14 protein-coding genes and 1 tRNA gene are annotated in these 17,122 nt (G+C 68.1%); 11 read left to right on the top strand and 4 right to left on the bottom strand.

What is annotated here, in order from left to right:
- Positions 1-420: 420 nt before the first annotated feature.
- The 7 genes from F1193_RS00330 to F1193_RS00300 all read left to right on the top strand — a co-directional run bounded on the left by F1193_RS00330 (position 421) and on the right by F1193_RS00300 (position 8,483).
- Positions 421-1,953, top strand: a complete 1,533-nt coding sequence (locus F1193_RS00330) for an acyl-CoA carboxylase subunit beta (RefSeq protein ID WP_150095684.1) — start codon at positions 421-423, stop codon at positions 1,951-1,953.
- Positions 1,954-2,397: 444 nt separating this feature from the next.
- Complete coding sequence (locus tag F1193_RS16975; RefSeq protein WP_170263212.1) at positions 2,398-2,745, top strand: hypothetical protein; 348 nt, start codon at positions 2,398-2,400, stop codon at positions 2,743-2,745.
- Between the two features lie 129 nt (positions 2,746-2,874).
- The gene (locus tag F1193_RS00320; RefSeq protein WP_150095683.1) at positions 2,875-3,165 is read left to right on the top strand and encodes a YARHG domain-containing protein; all 291 of its coding nucleotides are present in this window, start codon (positions 2,875-2,877) and stop codon (positions 3,163-3,165) included.
- A 6-nt stretch (positions 3,166-3,171) separates the two neighbouring features.
- Entirely contained in the window at positions 3,172-4,431 is a 1,260-nt protein-coding gene (locus tag F1193_RS00315) for an MgtC/SapB family protein (RefSeq protein ID WP_150095682.1), read from the top strand.
- Between the two features lie 85 nt (positions 4,432-4,516).
- The gene (locus F1193_RS00310; protein WP_150095681.1) at positions 4,517-6,553 is read left to right on the top strand and encodes an acetyl-CoA carboxylase biotin carboxylase subunit; all 2,037 of its coding nucleotides are present in this window, start codon (positions 4,517-4,519) and stop codon (positions 6,551-6,553) included.
- A gap of 375 nt (positions 6,554-6,928) precedes the next feature.
- On the top strand, positions 6,929-8,155 hold the full coding sequence (locus tag F1193_RS00305) for an SAM-dependent methyltransferase (RefSeq protein WP_150095680.1): 1,227 nt from the start codon (positions 6,929-6,931) through the stop codon (positions 8,153-8,155).
- A 34-nt stretch (positions 8,156-8,189) separates the two neighbouring features.
- Entirely contained in the window at positions 8,190-8,483 is a 294-nt protein-coding gene (locus F1193_RS00300; RefSeq protein WP_150095679.1) for an acylphosphatase, read from the top strand.
- Positions 8,484-8,614: 131 nt separating this feature from the next.
- Here F1193_RS00300 and F1193_RS00295 read toward each other — a convergent pair whose 3' ends face one another.
- A complete protein-coding gene (locus F1193_RS00295; protein ID WP_150095678.1) occupies positions 8,615-9,001 on the bottom strand; it encodes a hypothetical protein in 387 nt (128 codons plus the stop codon).
- A 265-nt stretch (positions 9,002-9,266) separates the two neighbouring features.
- The gene (gene lipB / locus F1193_RS00290; RefSeq protein WP_150095677.1) at positions 9,267-10,013 is read right to left on the bottom strand and encodes a lipoyl(octanoyl) transferase LipB; all 747 of its coding nucleotides are present in this window, start codon (positions 10,011-10,013) and stop codon (positions 9,267-9,269) included.
- Between the two features lie 69 nt (positions 10,014-10,082).
- On the opposite strand from lipB, the gene F1193_RS00285 reads away from it, so the two are divergent.
- Both F1193_RS00285 and F1193_RS00280 read left to right on the top strand, forming a co-directional pair.
- The gene (locus tag F1193_RS00285; protein ID WP_150095676.1) at positions 10,083-10,331 is read left to right on the top strand and encodes a FliM/FliN family flagellar motor switch protein; all 249 of its coding nucleotides are present in this window, start codon (positions 10,083-10,085) and stop codon (positions 10,329-10,331) included.
- Positions 10,332-10,612: 281 nt separating this feature from the next.
- A tRNA-Leu gene (locus tag F1193_RS00280) sits at positions 10,613-10,697 on the top strand.
- A 230-nt stretch (positions 10,698-10,927) separates the two neighbouring features.
- Here the strand turns inward: F1193_RS00280 and F1193_RS00275 are convergent.
- Together F1193_RS00275 and F1193_RS00270 are read right to left on the bottom strand one after the other, a co-directional pair.
- On the bottom strand, positions 10,928-12,010 hold the full coding sequence (locus F1193_RS00275; RefSeq protein ID WP_150095675.1) for a polysaccharide deacetylase family protein: 1,083 nt from the start codon (positions 12,008-12,010) through the stop codon (positions 10,928-10,930).
- A gap of 60 nt (positions 12,011-12,070) precedes the next feature.
- A complete protein-coding gene (locus F1193_RS00270) occupies positions 12,071-12,880 on the bottom strand; it encodes a polysaccharide deacetylase family protein (protein ID WP_210247272.1) in 810 nt (269 codons plus the stop codon).
- A gap of 172 nt (positions 12,881-13,052) precedes the next feature.
- On the opposite strand from F1193_RS00270, the gene mgtE reads away from it, so the two are divergent.
- Together mgtE and F1193_RS00260 are read left to right on the top strand one after the other, a co-directional pair.
- Complete coding sequence (gene mgtE, locus F1193_RS00265; RefSeq protein WP_150095674.1) at positions 13,053-14,465, top strand: magnesium transporter; 1,413 nt, start codon at positions 13,053-13,055, stop codon at positions 14,463-14,465.
- A 352-nt stretch (positions 14,466-14,817) separates the two neighbouring features.
- Positions 14,818-16,980 carry a putative bifunctional diguanylate cyclase/phosphodiesterase gene (locus tag F1193_RS00260; RefSeq protein ID WP_170263209.1) on the top strand — a complete coding sequence of 721 codons (2,163 nt, stop codon included), beginning with the start codon at positions 14,818-14,820 and terminating at the stop codon, positions 16,978-16,980.
- Positions 16,981-17,122: the final 142 nt, after the last annotated feature.

Here is a 17,122-nt window from a genome sequence, read left to right as displayed (position 1 = left end):
GGTCGCGTCCTGCGATTGATGGCGTCGAGGGCTGCCGCTACGGAGACTTTGTCTCCTTGCGTTAGAACGCGGTGGGCGAGTCCAGCGGGCGGTGACTTCGATCCGCTCGGAACGGCAACGGGTTTCATGGTGTCCGCAAGGTTAATTGCGCAACCATGGATAGAATATTCCTGCGACCTCGCCCAAGCGCCGGGTCGCCGTCGCGGGCAAGGGCTCCGACCAGGGGCCTCAGGCTCGCGGGAGCCCATGCCTGAAGAGCCAAGCCTGACGAGCCAGGCCCGAAGAGCCAGGCCTGAAACGGGCGCGCATCTCGATTGCACGCAGCGCTCGCCCGTCACACGCTTTTCGGTCCAAGGTGGGATTTGCGTCACCGGCTGTTGGTGTTAAGCACCCGCGGCGCCACGCGGGCAGGAGATGACGGTGAAGAATATTCTGGAGAAGCTTGAGGAACGGCGTGCCCACGCGCGTCTTGGCGGTGGCACCCGGCGCATCGAGGCGCAGCATAACCGCGGCAAGCTGACCGCCCGCGAGCGCATCGAGCTCCTGCTCGATCCCGGCTCGTTCGAAGAGTTCGACATGTTCGTCCAGCACCGCTGCGACGACTTCGGCATGGAAAAGACCAAGGTTCCCGGCGACGGCGTGGTCATCGGCTGGGGCACCGTCAATGGCCGCACGGTCTGCGTTTTCGCCAAGGACTTCACCGTGTTCGGCGGCTCGCTGTCGGAAGCGCACGCCCAGAAGATGGTCAAGATCCAGGAGCTGGCGCTGCGCGTGCGCGCGCCCATCGTCGGCCTGTTCGATGCCGGCGGCGCCCGCATCCAGGAGGGCGTGGCCGCGCTCGGCGGCTATGGCGAGGTGTTCAAGCGCAACGTCATCGCCTCGGGCGTGGTGCCGCAGATCTCGGTGATCATGGGGCCGTGCGCCGGCGGCGACGTCTACTCGCCGGCCATGACCGACTTCATCTTCATGGTGCGCGGCTCCTCCTACATGTTCGTCACCGGCCCGGAGGTGGTGAAGACGGTCACGAACGAAACCGTCACGTCCGAGGAGCTGGGCGGCGCCCAGGTCCACATCACCAAGTCGTCGGTGGCCGACGGCGCGTTCGAGAACGACGTCGAGTGCCTGCTGCAGATCCGCCGCCTGCTCGACTTCCTGCCGTCGAACAATATCGACGGCGTGCCGATGTGGCCGTCGTTCGACGATCCGGCGCGCATCGACCATTCGCTCGACACGCTGGTGCCGGACAACCCGAACAAGCCCTACGACATGAAGGAGCTGATCCTGAAGGTCGTGGACGAGGGCGATTTCTTCGAGATCCAGGCCAATTTCGCCCGCAACATGGTCACCGGCTTCGGCCGCATCGAGGGCCGCACGGTCGGCATCGTCGCCAACCAGCCGATGGTGCTGGCCGGCGTGCTCGATTCCGACGCCTCGCGCAAGGCGGCGCGCTTCGTGCGCTTCTGCGACGCCTTCGAGATCCCGATCGTCACCTTCGTCGACGTGCCGGGCTTCCTGCCGGGCACCGCGCAGGAATATGGCGGCCTGATCAAGCATGGCGCCAAGCTCTTGTTCGCCTTCACCCAGGCCACCGTGCCGCTGGTCACCGTGATCACCCGCAAGGCGTTTGGCGGTGCCTACGACGTGATGTCGTCCAAGCACATCGGCACCGACGTCAATTACGCCTGGCCGTCGGCGCAGATCGCGGTGATGGGCGCCAAGGGCGCGGTCGAGATCATCTTCCGCCAGGACATGGACGATCCCGAGAAGATCGCCAAGCGCACCGAGGAGTATGAGCAGCGCTTCCTGTCGCCGTTCGTGGCGGCCGAGCGCGGCTACATCGACGAGGTGATCATGCCGCACGCCACCCGCCTGCGCGTGGCGCGGGCACTGGCGATGCTGCGCACCAAGAAGCTCGAACAGCCGCCCAAGAAGCACGACAACCTGCCGCTTTGAGCGCTTCTCCGGGAGCCCGGATGGCCGCCGTGCGAAAGGCCTGAAGAAGGCACGGCGAAATTCCGGTAAACCAAGCACATGACAAAGCGCCCGCCGGTCGTCTCCGACCGGCGGGCGCTTTCGTTTCGTTCAGACCTTATTCATGCGCGTTGTCTGAAATTATCGCTCGCCACGGCCGGGCGCTGCGCGGCGCAGGGGGGCGAGACCGCTTCCGGTATCCCGAAGGGATCGACAGGAAGCCGCATGAAAGACGAAACCAGCAGAACAAGCAGGCATTTCGTAATCCGCTCACCAAATCTCCTCTTTTTCGACGAGGATGTTTGGCAAGACGATACTCCGAGGATCACAAGGCCATCTTCGGGTCTCGCATCCAAGCAGGCTTCGGTGAAACCCGGATCCGGGGTTCAATCCGCCCGAGAAATGGGCAGAAATGGACGAATTGACATGTTTTCGCGACTTGTGATCGCAGGTACTGCCGCAGCGATGCTGCTCGGCGTCGCCGCCCTGTCGTCGCCCGCGTCGGCGCAGCAGGACGCCGAATTCCAGGTGGCGCAGTATTGGGGCCCGCCGCCGCCCCCGCCGCCGCCGCGCCGCTGGGGTCCGCCGCCGCCCCCGCCGCCGCACTGGGGGTATCGGCCGGCGCCCGGCTACGGTCCGCCGCCGCCGCGCCGGTGGGGCCGCGCCTGCTACACGGCGCGCGGCACCTGCGGCCTCGGCGAGCCCGCGCCGCGCGGTGCGCCCTGCCGGTGCTACTTCCCGGGGATCGGCCCCAGGCGCGGCAACGTGATTTGAGACAGATCCGGCCCGGCCAGCGCTGGCCGGGCCGGATTCTCGTATAGACTGCGGCTGCGCCAGCCGTGTCTTCCCCCGCGCGTCACGGCGCGCACGTCATGGGACACGCTTGTCTTGGGAGAAGACGCCATGCGCACCATCATTGCAGCCCGCACCATCATTGCAGCCCTTGCCGCGCTCGTCGTTCTCGGCGCGTCCGCCGCGCCGACCTGGGCCCAGAACGCCTGCCAGGATCTGTGGGTCGAGCGGAACTCGATCTACAAGGCCAACGGCTATTGCTTCAAGACGGCCCGCGCCATCTCCTATTTCGGCAATGCCGGCTGCCTCTATGACAATGAGGCGAGCATCCCGCTGTCGCGCGCCGACCGCGCCCGCATCCAGCAGATCCGCGCGCTGGAGCGGCAGTACGGCTGCCGCTGACCCGCCATGGAACTGGCGGACCTCTTCCAGCGATTGGCCCTGGCGCTCGGCGTCGGTCTTCTGATCGGCGTCGAACGCGGCTGGCGCCAGCGTGGGGAGGCCCCCGGCCAGCGCACCGCGGGCCTGCGAACCTACACGCTGATCGGCATGCTCGGCGGGGTGGTGGGCGCCATCGCCCTGGCGCTGCCGGCCGGCGCCGGCTTGCTGCTCGGCCTGGCGTTCGCAACGCTCGGCGCGGTGTTCGCCGCCTTCCAGTTCCGCGAAAGCGTGCACGACGGCACGTTCAGCGTCACCGGCACGGTGGCGGGCCTCGTCACCTTCGCGCTCGGCGCCTACGCCATGGCCGGCGATCCGCACCTCGTCGCGGCCGCGGGCGTGGCCACCGCCGGCATCCTGGCGGCGCGCGAGCCGCTCCATGCCTTCGTGGCGCGCATCACCTGGCCGGAGCTGCGCTCGGCGCTCCTGCTGCTGGGGATGACGTTCATCGCTCTGCCGCTGGTTCCCGACCGCACCGTCGGCCCCTATGGCGGCCTCAACCCGCGCGAGCTCCTGCTGGTGGTCATCGTGCTGGCGGCGGTGGCCTTCGGCGGCTATGCGGCGGTCAAGCTGCTCGGTGCCCGGCGCGGCCAGCTTGTGGCGGGGGCGGCCGGCGGGCTGGTGTCCTCGACGGCGGTGACGCTGGCCAATGCGCGGCGTGCCGCGGCCGGGGAGGGCGACCCGCAGCTTCTGGCCGGTGCGGCGCTGGTGGCCGGCGCCGTGTCGCTGACGCGCACCGCGATTCTGCTGACGGTGCTGCTCGGCACCGCCGGTGTGGCGGCACCGCCGCTGCTGGCGGCGGCTGGGGCCGCGCTGGCGTGTGGACTGGTATTCTCCTGGCGCAGGACCACGCCGCCGGGCAGCGAGCCGGCGCTGTCCAATCCGTTCGCGCTGGGCTCGGTGTTGCAGTACGCGCTTCTGCTGGTGGCCGTGACGGCGGCCAGCCGCGCGGCCGCGGCCGCGCTCGGCCCGGAGGCGACGCTGGCCGTCGCCGGCATTGCCGGGGCGGCCGATCTGGACGCTGCAACCTTCGCCATGGCCGATTTGGCCCGCAAGGGCGGCGATGCGACCCTTCCCAGCCTCGGCGTGTTGCTTGCGGCTGCGACCAATACCACGCTGAAGGCGGCGCTCGGCGCGGCGGCTGGCGGCTGGGCGTTCGCGGGTCCGCTGGCGCTGGGATCGGCCGCGATGGTGGCCGCCGGCGCCCTGGTTTGGGCGCTGACCGGGTGACTGCAACGAACGCCCACATTGACAAGGCGATGATGACGTCCCAACACACCGCCGGAATTAGTTCGGGTGCGGAAGGACGCGCGGAATGTTCAAGAAAATCCTGATCGCCAATCGCGGTGAGATCGCCTGCCGCATCATCCGCACCGCGCAACGGATGGGGATCAAGACCGTCGCCCTCTATTCCGACGTCGACAAGGACGCCATGCACGTCGACATGGCCGACGAGGCGGTCCATATCGGTCCGCCCGCCGCAGCGGAGTCCTACCTCGTCATCGACAAGATCATCAAAGCCTGCAAGGACACCGGCGCCGAGGCGGTGCACCCCGGCTACGGCTTCCTGTCCGAGCGCGAGGCGTTCCCGGTCGAACTGGCCAAGCATGGCATCGTGTTCATCGGCCCGAACCCCAGGGCGATCGCCGCCATGGGCGACAAGATCGAGTCCAAGAAGGCGGCCGCTGCCGCCAAGGTCTCGACCGTGCCGGGCTATCTCGGCGTCATCGAGGACGACCAGCACGCCGTGCGGATCGCCGACGAGATCGGCTATCCGGTGATGATCAAGGCCTCCGCCGGCGGCGGCGGCAAGGGCATGCGCGTCGCCCATTCCAGGGCCGAGGTTGCCGACGGGTTCAAGCTGGCCCGCGCCGAGGCCAAGGCCTCGTTCGGCGACGACCGCGTGTTCATCGAGAAGTTCATCATCGAGCCGCGCCATATCGAAATCCAGGTGCTGGGCGACAAGCACGGCAACGTCATCCACCTCGGCGAGCGCGAATGCTCGATCCAGCGCCGCAATCAGAAGGTCATCGAGGAGGCGCCCTCGCCGCTGCTCGACCCCGAGACCCGCGCCAGGATGGGCGCCCAGGCGGTCGCGCTGGCCAAGGCGGTGGGCTACGACTCGGCCGGCACCGTCGAGTTCGTCGCCGGCCAGGACCGGTCCTTCTACTTCCTGGAGATGAACACCCGCCTGCAGGTCGAGCATCCGGTGACGGAAATGGTCACCGGCATCGACCTCGTCGAGCAGATGATCCGCGTCGCCGCCGGCGAGCCGCTCAAATACACCCAGGACGACATCAAGCTGGACGGCTGGGCGATCGAGAGCCGCATCTATGCGGAAGACCCGTTCCGCAACTTCCTGCCCTCGACCGGCCGCCTGACGCGCTATCGCCCGCCGCACGAGGGGCCGTTCGAGGATTCGATCATCCGCAACGACACCGGCGTGTTCGAGGGCGGCGAGATCTCGATCTGGTACGATCCGATGATCGCCAAGCTGGTCACTCACGCGCCGACCCGCAACCAGGCGATCGACGCCATGGCGCACGCCCTCGACGCGTTCGCCATCGAGGGCATCCAGCACAACATCCCGTTCCTGTCGGCGCTGATGCAGCATCCGCGCTGGCGCCAGGGCAAGCTGTCGACCGGCCTCATCGCCGAGGAATACAAGGACGGCTTCAAGGTCCAGCATCCGGAGGGCGAGGTCGCGCGCATCATCGCCGCGGTGGCGGCCTCCATCGACTTCATCTCCACCCGCCGCCGCCGGCTGATCTCCGGCCAGATCGTGGGCCGGCCGATCCCGGTCGATCCGTTCCGCTGCGTGGTGTTCGAGAAGGACCTGGAGTTCCACGTCAAGGTGTCGGAGGCCGCGGGCGTCGGCACCGAGGTCGACGAGTGGAAGGTCTCGCTGCTCACGCTGCGCGGCCGCGAGGAGACCACCTACCGGCTGGCCTCGTACTGGAAGCCGGGCGACCTGGTGTGGCGCGGCACCATCGACGGCGTGCCGCGCACCGCCCAGGTGCGCACCGTGCCCAACGGCTTCCGCATCTCCCACCGCGGTATGTCGGCGGTGACCTACGTCTACAACGAGCGCGAGGCCAAGCTCGCCGCCCTGATGCCGCAGAAGAAGGGCCCCGACCACGGCAAGGAGCTGGTGTGCCCGATGCCGGGGCTGGTGGTCGAGATCGCGGTCAAGGAAGGCCAGGAGGTCAAGGCCGGCGAGGCGCTGTGCATCGTCGAGGCGATGAAGATGCAGAACGTGCTGCGCGCCGAGCGCGACGTCGTCGTCAAGGCGATCAAGGCGCAGCCCGGCGACTCGATGTCGGTCGACGCGGTGATCATGGAATTCGCCTGATCGGCGGACGTTTGTTGTGCATCGTCGTCCCGGGCGAGGCGAAGCCGAGACCCGGGACCGTCCGCAGAACAGGCCCGTTTCCTGAAGACGATCCCGGCTCGCACGCCTTCGGCGCTTGGCCGGGATGACGAAGCTCCTTGAAAGGTCGTCGTCCCGGGCGAGGCGAAGCGAGACCCGGGACCGGGTGCCGTGTGTGAGGCGGAATAGCGAAGCGTATTCCGCCCTTTTGCGGGCTCACTTGGCGCAATACGCTTCGCTATTGCGCCCTACGATCGCGCGATCCCTCGGGATGGCGATGCGGCCCAAAAGCGCGCGCCGCCAAGTTGCGCGATCACGTCCCGTGATACAGTCGCCACCACCGCTGGAGGCGACTCGATGCGACTGCTTGCCACGCTGCTCACCCGGTTTGTCCGCAATGGCCGGCTGACCGTGATCGACCATGACGGCGCACGCCGGTCCTTCGGCTCCGGTGAGGGCGGGCCGGTCGTCACCGTCCGCTTCCACGACGACAAGGTCGCGCGCCAGCTCTTCCTCAATCCCGAGCTTGCGGCCGGCGAAGCCTATATGGACGGCCGGCTGACCATCGAGGACGGCGGCAGCGTCTTCGACCTCCTGCTGCTGTTCTCGGTCAACCGCTCGGGGCTGGCGTCGCATCCGCTGCAGCAGGCGCTGCGCCGCGTCTGGCGGGCGCTGAAGCGCGTCCACCAGTCGAACCCGCTGGGCCGCGCCGCCCAGCACGCCCGCCACCATTACGACCACCCGGCGGCCTTCTACCGGCTGTGGCTCGACGAGACCATGAGCTATTCCTGCGCCTACTTCACGGCGCCGGATACCCCGCTCGCCGACGCCCAGCGCGCCAAGATGCGCCACATCGCGGCCAAGCTGAAGATTGCGCCCGGCATGCGCGTGGTGGAGATCGGCTCGGGCTGGGGGTCGCTCGCCTGCTACCTCGCCAAGGCCTGCGGCGCCACCGTCACCGCCATCAATGTCTCGCCCGAGCAGATCGCGTCTGCCCGCGAGCGCGCCAAGGCGGAGGGCGTGGAGGACCGCGTCACCTTCGTCGAGACCGACTACCGCGAGCTTGAGGGCACGTTCGACCGGCTGGTGTCGGTCGGCATGATGGAGCACGTCGGCGTCGCCTATTTCGACGACTACTTCTCCACTGTGAAGCGCCTGCTGAAGCCCGAGGGCTTCGCCATGATCCACGCCATCGGCCGCATGTCGCCGCCGGGCTCGACCGCGCCGTTCATCCGCAAGCACATCTTCCCCGGCGGCTACGTGCCGGCGCTGTCGGAGGTGTTCGCCTCCACCGAGCGCACCGGCCTGTGGGTGGCCGACTGCGAGGTGCTGCGGCTGCACTACTACTGGACCATCAAGCACTGGCGCGAACGCTTCGCCGCCGAGCGCGCCGCGGTGGTGGCGATGATGGGCGAGCGGTTCGCGCGGATGTGGGAGTTCTATCTCGCCGCGGTGGAGCTGGGCTTCCTGCACGGCTCCAACATGGTGTTCCAGCTCCTGCTGGCCGCCAGGCGCGACGCCGTGCCGGTGATCCGCGACTACATGGTGGACACTGAGCGCGCGCTGGACGCGGGCGCACGGTGAGTCGCGATCAGTCGAGGGCGGGGAGGGCGCTGCGATGAGGGTGGCCCGGCTCATCATCACCGGACGGGTGCAGGGCGTGGGCTTCCGCAATTACGTCGAGCGGAGCGCCGCCCGCTACGGTCTCGCCGGCTGGGTGCGCAACCGCATCGATGGCTCGGTCGAGGCGGTGGCGGCCGGGCCGGCGCAGGCGGTCGAGGCGATGATCGCCGATTGCCAGCGCGGGCCGTCCACGGCGCGGGTGGACTTTCTCCGGGTGATCGAGACGGCCGAGGCCGAGCTCGCCGCGCGCCAACCCGGCCAGAATTTCTCGGTGCTGCCGACCCGCTGACGCACCGGCTTGGTCGGGTACGCCGGAAAGCACCGCGGGCCGGGTGGCCCGGATGCTCCGTGGAGCATCCTGCCAACCCGACCCGCGAAGTCTTGTGGGTTGCGACGCGGTTGGGTTGCGACGCCGTGGCGTCAGTGGCGGCGCTTGGTCTGGGCCGCGGCCTGATAACCGACATAATGGCCGTCGACGCAGCCGGACGGACCCTGCCGGAATGGGCCCAGCAGCGCGTCGAAGCCGGTGCACGGCGTGGTGGCCGCGTGGATCAGGGCGACGGTGCCGACGCCGGCCACGCCGCCGACGACGGCCGAGGACGCCGCCGTCGAGCCGAGAGCGGTCGCAGTGGCCGAGCTGCCCCACCAGCCATTGAACAGGCCGACGCCGACGACGGTGCCGACCACGGCGCCGGTGCCCAGCAGCGCACCCGTCCGTTCGTCATAATAGCGCTGCTCGGCCGAGGCGCTGGTGGCAGCGCCCGCGAGGGCGACCATGGCCGACAGAACGATGACAGCCTTACGCATAACAACTCCTTCGAATGATGTTACCCCTCCGCAGTGAGAACCGCTCACGTTCGGACACGTTCCCCTTGCCGCGAAATCACCACAGGCGTGGCCGTTACGTGGCAAGGCAGTGTCCTCCGAACGCAGGGTCACCTGCGGATGCGGCGCCCGCTCTCGGGTCGCCGTAGGGAAAGAAGAACCGGACGGCCGCCGCACCGCATGCGCCGCGCAGCCCCGGCGTCACGTAAAATCACTACCAGACAGGAATTCAGGCGCTGTTATCGATTTAGTTCGAATGCGATGCATCGTCCGGCGCGGCGGCGGTCGGCCCGAACACCGCCTCGAACGCCGCCCGCAGCGCCATGTCGGCTTCCGCCACGGTGACGGGCAGGCCGAGATCGACCAGCGAGGTTACGCCATAGCGCGGATCGGCGATGCCGCAAGGCACGATGCCGGCGAAGTGCGCAAGCTCCGGCTCGACATTGAGCGAGATGCCGTGGAACGTCACCCAGTGGCGCACCCTTATGCCGATGGCGGCGATCTTGTCCTCGCGGCCCGGCCCGAGTTGCGGCCGGCGCACCCACACGCCGACGCGATCCTCGCGCCGTTCGCCGGTGACGTTGAAGCGGGCCAGCGTGGCGATGATCCAGGCCTCCAGCGCCGCCACGAATCGCCGCACGTCCTGGCCGCGCCGGGAGAGGTCGAGCATCACATAGGCCACCCGCTGGCCGGGGCCGTGATAGGTGAGCTGGCCGCCGCGGCCGGTGCGGAACACCGGGAAGCGGCCGGGCGCGAGCAGGTCGGCCTCCGCCGCGCTGGTGCCGGCCGTATAGAGCGGCGGGTGCTCGACCAGCCACACCAGCTCCGGCGCTTCGCCCGCGCGAATCGCCGCGACGCGGGCCTCCATCGCCGCCACGGCGTCCTCGTAGGACACCAAGCCGTCGGCGATCCGCCACGCCACCGGCGGGCCGCCGATCTCCCGACACAGGCCATCGGCGGGCAGGGCTGCGGCGAGATCCTGGCGCAGATTCATTCGTTTTTAACCATGACTGGATGAATTTTGCGGTACGCACCCTGTGGCGTTCCGTGTTTCGAGGTCATCGTGGCGAACATCGACACCGTCCAACTCGACATTTCCGTGGTTCTCGGCTCGACCGTGATGCCCATCCACCAGATGCTGCGCATGGGCCGCGGCGCCATCATCGAGCTCGACGCCACCGAGGACGACGAGGTGACGATTCTGGCCAACAACCTGCCGGTGGCCAAGGGCGCCGTGGTGATCAACGGCAATCGGATCGCCGTCAACATCACCCGCCTGCTGTCGCGCGCCACCCTGCCGAGCGAGGCGTGATACGGTTTCCGGTCGATCCCTTCGGGATGCCGGAAACGATGTCGGCGAAAAATCCCCGGCCGGAACCGAAGCTTTCGGCAGCCGGACAACGAAGCGCCGGCGCAGCGCGCCGGATTTCGTCTGACGGCCTTTGTCGGGTGACTGCTTTCGTCGGGGTGTCCCCCATCAGGATATCCACCGGCTGTGCGGATTGCGGCAAGGAATGTTGGCAGGCGGCTTGTGGTGGCTGCCGTCCTTTGCTAACACACCGGCCGCTTCGGCATTGAACGCCTGAAGCAATTGCGGTCGTGGCGGAACTGGTAGACGCGCTAGCTTGAGGTGCTAGTGGGGAGACCCGTGGAGGTTCGAGTCCTCTCGACCGCACCAGACTGACGGCGACGAAAGCCGCCGCTCAGCGAAAAAACGGCCCGGCTCCTGATGGACCGGGCCGTTTTTCGTTTTGGCGAACCAGGCGTCTTGGCGAATCGCACGAAGTCCGGCCGGCGCGTACCTTCACGCCTGTCCAACACACATGCCCAGAATGCAAATGGCCGGGCGCAGGCCCGGCCATCATCACGTCGGATATCTCGGGATGCCGCCTCAGCGCATCGCCTGCCTCAGCGCATCGTCGGCGCGCGCAGGTCGTACATGATCTGCGAGGGCCAGAACACCGAGAACGGCATCTCGTCGCGCCGCTGCGGCACCAGATCGCGGCTGACCACGTCGTGCGGCGGCAGCGGGTTGAGGCGGGCGGGAAGCAGCCCTCCCGGTCCCGGAACCTGCTCGGCCGCGCTCGGCGTGGCTGGCGGCGCCGGCTGAACGGGCTCGGCCAGCGACGGCATCATGCCGGGGCTGACGGTGTCCGACACCGGCTGCTTGGGCATCGCCGGCACGCGGGTGCGGGTCTCGGCGCGGGCGACCTCGGCGCCCGGCGTGCCGAGCGGCACCATGTGCACCACCTTGTAGCCGCGCTCCTTCAGCGTGCGCAGAAGGCGCGGCAGCATGGCCACGGTGGAGGGCTGGATGTCGTGCAGCAGGAACATGCCCTTGCCGTTGGCCTCCAGCCGCGCCAGGGCGATCTTGTAGACCTGATCAGGCGTGCGGTGCAGCCAGTCGTCGACCGGGAAGTCGGCGCTCATCGACACCACGCCGCGCTCGCCGAGATACTTCTCGAACGCGTTGGTGCGGCCGAGGCCGGGGAAGCGGAACCACGGCGCGGCCTGTCGGCCGTCCTGCGCCAGGATCGCGTTGACGATGGCGAAGCCGTCATCGATCTCGCGCTTGCCCTTCTCGAAGCTCTGCTTGGGGAAGATCAGCGGGTGGGTGACGCTGTGGGTGGCGATCGAATGGCCCTCGGCGGCCACTTCGCGCAGCACGTTGGGATAGGCCTTGGCCATGCGCCCGACGATGAAGAAGGTCGCCTTGACGCACTCCTTGCGCAGCGCCTCCAGCACCGCAGGCGTGGTCTTGGGCAGCGGCCCGTCGTCGAAGGTGAAGATCACCTCCTTCGGCTGAAGCTCCACCATCTCCTTGTATTGCATGAAGCCGATGCGCGGCAGCGTCGCCGGGTCGATCGCCACCTCGCGCGACGTTCCCAGCGCATCGGGATTGCCGGGACAGGACTCGGCGGCGAGAGCCCCGCCGCCCGTGGGAACGAGGAGGAGCGTGGCAGTGGCAGCGACAGCAAGAGCGAATTTCATCGGGTGAGCCTCAGCGACCGCACATTAGAATAATTAAAAATGGCGGCCTGTCGATAGAGCCTAGCCCCCTGCCGATAAGGAACGGTAAAACGACCGTCCCGCCTGGGGATGGGCAGGCATGATGTGGACAACGCCATAGCCGCTGTCCTTCAAGGCGCGCAGAAACGCCGGAAGCATGTCGGCGGTCTGGCGCTTGGTGTCGTGGAACAGCACGATTCCCCGACCCGTCTCGTTCAGCCGTTTCATGACGAGGTCGAGCTGGGCCTGCGGGGTCATCGGCTTCCAGTCGCTGGCCCACAGATCGGCGCCGAATACGGCGATTTTCCGCTCCGCCAGCCGATCGAGCAATTCTGGCGTGTCGGCGAAGCCGGGGAAGCGGAAGAAGGCCACGCGCGGCGTTGCCGATACGCTGCCATAGGCGGCGCGGTCGTCGGCGGCGATGCCGCGCTCGATCTCGTTGAGTGCGTCGGCAGTGGCGATCTTCGACAGGATCGGGTGCGACCAGGTGTGATGGCCGACCGTGTGGCCGTCTGCGATCATCCGCCGCACCAAGGCCGGTCGCGCTGCGGCGTTCTCGCCGATCAGGAAGAAGGTCGCCTTCACGCATTCGCGCGCGAGCGCGTCGAGCACCGCCTCCGTGGTGCCCGGCCAGGGGCCGTCGTCGAAGGTCAGCACCACTTCCTTGTCGGCCAAGGGCAGGGTGGCCGGATAGCTCTTGGTGCCGACCCGCACGCCGCCCGCCGTGTCGACCGCGAGCACCCGGCGCGTGCCGAGCGATTCGGGCCCGCAGGCGAGGACCGGGCCGGCGAGGGCGACGAAAAGAAAAGGGGCGAGGAGAACGATGGGGGCGAGGAGAGAGCGAGGGCGCACGGGGGTGCCTCCGAACAGTCTCTCATTCCCTTAGCAGCGAATGCGCGGACCGGCCATCGTCCGCATTGTCATCGTCCGCGTTGTCATGGTCCGCGTTGTTATGGTCCGCGTTGCCATCGTTGCGACGCCTTCCTACAAGCGACGTCGAATCCCGATCCGGAAGGAGGACGCCATGCTCGACGAAATGGCCCGCGAGCATGCGGCGAAGGCTGACGGCCTGCCGCTTCGGAACGAGAACGGCGACATCCGGGCCGAGGTGAGGGATGCCGTTGCGGCCGCGGTGGAAGAGGGCGACGCGACGCGCCTGCGCGCCTTGTTCGCCGATCTCCACGCCACCGACCAGAGCGATCTCCTGCTGTCGCTCGACCCGGCCGACCGGCCGCGGCTGATCGAGCTTCTGGGCGACGCGTTCGACTTCGCGGCCCTGACCGAGCTGGACGAGACGGCGCGCACCCGCATCGTCGAGGCGCTGGAGACGCGCACCCTGGTCGAAGGCGTGCGCGAGCTCGACTCCGACGACGCCGTCTACATTCTCGAGGATCTGGACAAGGAGGATCAGGACGAGATCCTCGACCAGCTTCCGGCGCTCGATCGCGTCGCGCTCGCCCGCAGCCTCGACTACCCCGAGGAATCCGCCGGCCGGCGGATGCAGACCGAGTTCGTCGCCGTGCCGGCGTTCTGGACGGTGGGCCAGACCATCGACCATCTGCGCGAGACCGAGGAACTGCCGGAGCGCTTCTACGAGATCTTCGTCGTCGATCCGCGCTACCAGCTGCTCGGCGAGGTGCCGCTCGACGTGCTGCTGCGCACCAAGCGGCCGGTGGCGATGGTCGATATCGTCTCGGACGAGCGCCACCAGGTGAACGCCACCGACGACCAGGAGGACGTCGCCCGGCGGTTCGAGCGCTACAACTGGGTGTCGGCCGCGGTGACCGACGACGCCGGCCGGCTGGTCGGCGTGATCACCGTCGACGACGTGGTCGACGTGATCGAGGAGGAGGCCGACGAGGACCTGAAGGCGCTGGGCGGCGTCAAGGCCGACGAAGAGCTGTCGGACACGGTCTGGTACATCGCCAAGAGCCGGTTTTCCTGGCTCTTCCTCAATCTCTTCACCGCCATCCTGGCCTCGGTGGTGATCGGCATGTTCGAAGGCCAGATCGAGAAGATGGTGGCGCTGGCGGTGCTGATGCCGATCGTCGCGAGCCAGGGCGGCAATGCCGGCACGCAGACCATGACGGTGGCGGTGCGCGCCCTCGCCACCCGCCAGCTCGGCAATGCCAATGCGCGCCGGATCGTGCTGCGCGAGGTGGCGGCCGGCCTGCTCAACGGCATCGCCTTCGCGGTCATCATGGGCGCGGTGGCGGTGGCGTGGTTCGGCCTGCCCGATCTCGGCCTGGTCATCGGGCTCTCCATGGTTATCGTGCTGATCGCGGCGGCGCTTGGCGGCATCCTGATTCCGCTGGCGCTTCATAAGCTTGGCGCAGACCCCGCGGTATCGTCGGGGCCGTTCGTCACCACGGTCACCGACGTGGTGGGCTTCTTCGCCTTTCTCGGCATCGCGACGCTGTGGTTTCGCCTGTCGTAGTCCGTTCAGGCGCGAATAACCATGGCGCGAAATTGTCGCGCAGGTTTGGCGCCGGCGAGGCGTTACATCGTGCCATCCGCAATCAGAGTTCATAGGATTGTCCATGGCATCGACGGGCATCAGGCATGACACTTGGCGCAGCAATGGGCGCAGCCGTCCGCGGGATCCTGAAGAAGGCCGCCAGGCTCGTCTATAGCCGACTTAAAAACTACCTTGCGCAGGCCGACGGCTTTTGACGTTGACGGGCATTAACCGCGTTCACTGACCTTGCGTTAAACCGCGTCCGCTACATCAAGTCCGTATTGGGGAATGCGGGGCCCAAATGGCGAGGGCGATTGAAACGACTCGATCCGTGCTGAAGCCGCGGATCACGGAGATTGTCGCGGCGGTGATCACGGCCGGCACGCTGATCGTCGTTGTCGTCACACTCCATATCGGGGCGCGGCTCGAGCGCGAGGCGATCGACGACGACATCCGCACCGCCAAGACGGTGCTGGCCGAGCTGCTGAAGGGGCAGAGCCAGATTGCCGAACACGCGGCGGCCGAGCCGGCGCTGCTCGGCTTCGCGGACGATTCCGAGGGCACGCCGGAGTCCGAGGACGGCGCCCGCGCCGCTGTCGCCAGCCAGGGCGTTCACGCCTTCCTGGTGTCGCCGAATGGCCTGCCGCTCGCGGCGACGATCTCGGGCCAGCAGGTCAAGGCGAGGCTGCCGAACGAGATGGCCGCCGGCATGCAGTCGCTGGCGACCACGGCGGCCGGCCAGCCGACCGGCGCAGGCATCGTCCGCCACGGGCCGGCGTGGGCGGGGTATTCCACCCTGTCGGGCCGCCTCGCCATTGCCGCGGCGGCGCCTTTGGCGAAAGCGGATCCGGCCGCCGCGACGCCCGACCTCCTGGTCGCCGTCCGCGTGCTCGACGAGACCGCATTGCGCGAACTGGCCGACGCCTACGGGTTGGCCTCTCTCTCATTCGCGACCAGCAGCTCGGCACCCTCCGGGCGGGCGATTCTGCCGATCGTGGGGCTCACCGGCACCACCATCGGCGCCCTGGTCTGGCGCAGCGTCAATCCCGGCCGGGCATTGGTCGAGGTGGTCGCGCCCGCGGCCGTGGTCGTCTTCCTCATCATCGGCGGGCTTCTGATCTATCTCGTGCGCGACGTCGACAAGGCGACGCGCGAGCTGATCGCCAACGTCGACCGCACCCAGGCACTGGCGAACGCCGATCCGCTGACCGGGGTGGCAAATCGCCTTGCCTTCTTCGAGGCGCTGCTGGAACAGACCCGCAAGGCCCGCCGCGGCGGCAGCTTCGCGCTGATGCTGGTCGATCTCGACCGGTTCAAGGAGGTGAACGACACGTTCGGCCACCAGACCGGCGACCGGCTGCTGGCCGACGTGGCGCGGCGCCTGCGCGAGGTGTGCGGCGCGTTCGTCACGGTGGCGCGGATCGGTGGCGACGAGTTCGCCGTGCTGGTCGACGGGCCGATCAACCGCGACCTCGCCTTGAAATTCGGCATGCGCATCATCGAGGAGGTGAGCCGGCCCGGGCCGATCGACGGCAAGCAGCTCGATATCGGCGCCTCCATCGGCATCGTGCTGGCGCCCGACCATGGCGCCGAGCAGCATCTGCTGATGCACCGCGCCGACCTCGCGCTCTATGTCGCCAAGTCCAATGGTCGCGGCCGGGCGACGGTCTACGACACCGATCTCGAACGGGACTCGCGCCACCGCCGGTTCATCGAGCGCGAGCTGCGGGCGGCGATCCTCACCGGCGAGCTGCTGGTCGAATATCAGCCGATCTATGCCGCCGACGGCAAGACGTTGAACGGCCTCGAAGCGCTGGTGCGCTGGCGCCACGCGCTGCGCGGCATGATCCCGCCGAACGACTTCATCCCGATCGCCGAGGAAACCGGTCTCATCCACAAGCTCGGCGCGGTCGTCCTGCAGCGCGCCTGCGAGGATGCCGCACGCTGGCCGGACCTGACGATCGCCGTCAATCTGTCGCCCATCCAGATGCTCAAGGGCGATATCGAGTCCACCGTGAAGCGGGTTCTGCACGCCACCAACATGGCGCCGGAGCGCCTGGTGCTGGAGATCACCGAAGGCGTGCTGGTGGAGGATCCGGAGATCGCGCTGGCGGTGATCAACCGGCTGCGCGCCCTTGGCTGCCGGGTCGCCCTCGACGATTTCGGCACCGGCTATTCCAGCTTCAGCTATCTGCGGCGGTTCAACTTCGACAAGCTCAAGATCGACCAGAGCTTCGTCGGCGACCTCGGCGAGTCGGCCGACTCGGCGATGATCGTCCACGCCATCGTGTCGCTGGCCCGCGGGCTGCGGATGACCGTGGTGGCGGAGGGGGTCGAGACCCCCGAGCAGGCCCGCTTCCTGCAGGCCACCGGCTGCCATGAGCTGCAGGGCTATCTGCTCGGCCGGCCGATGCGCGCCGGCGCCATCGACCGGCTGGTGGCCGGAAATCCGGAGCCGGCTTACCTAACGACGCCCCAGCTTCTGCGCGCCTGATACGGTGTCCGGCCGATCAAGCCGGACATCTGTATGACGACCCCTCTATGACGACCCCTCCGAACGACCCTGACCCGAGGGGTCGGGACGGGGTCGCCATCGCCCGCAGACCCTCCTGACTTCGGGGCCGCCCGGCTTTATA

Source organism: Blastochloris sulfoviridis (assembly GCF_008630065.1).
Lineage (GTDB): Bacteria > Pseudomonadota > Alphaproteobacteria > Rhizobiales > Xanthobacteraceae > Blastochloris > Blastochloris sulfoviridis.
This window is presented reverse-complemented; position numbering and strand designations above follow the sequence as displayed.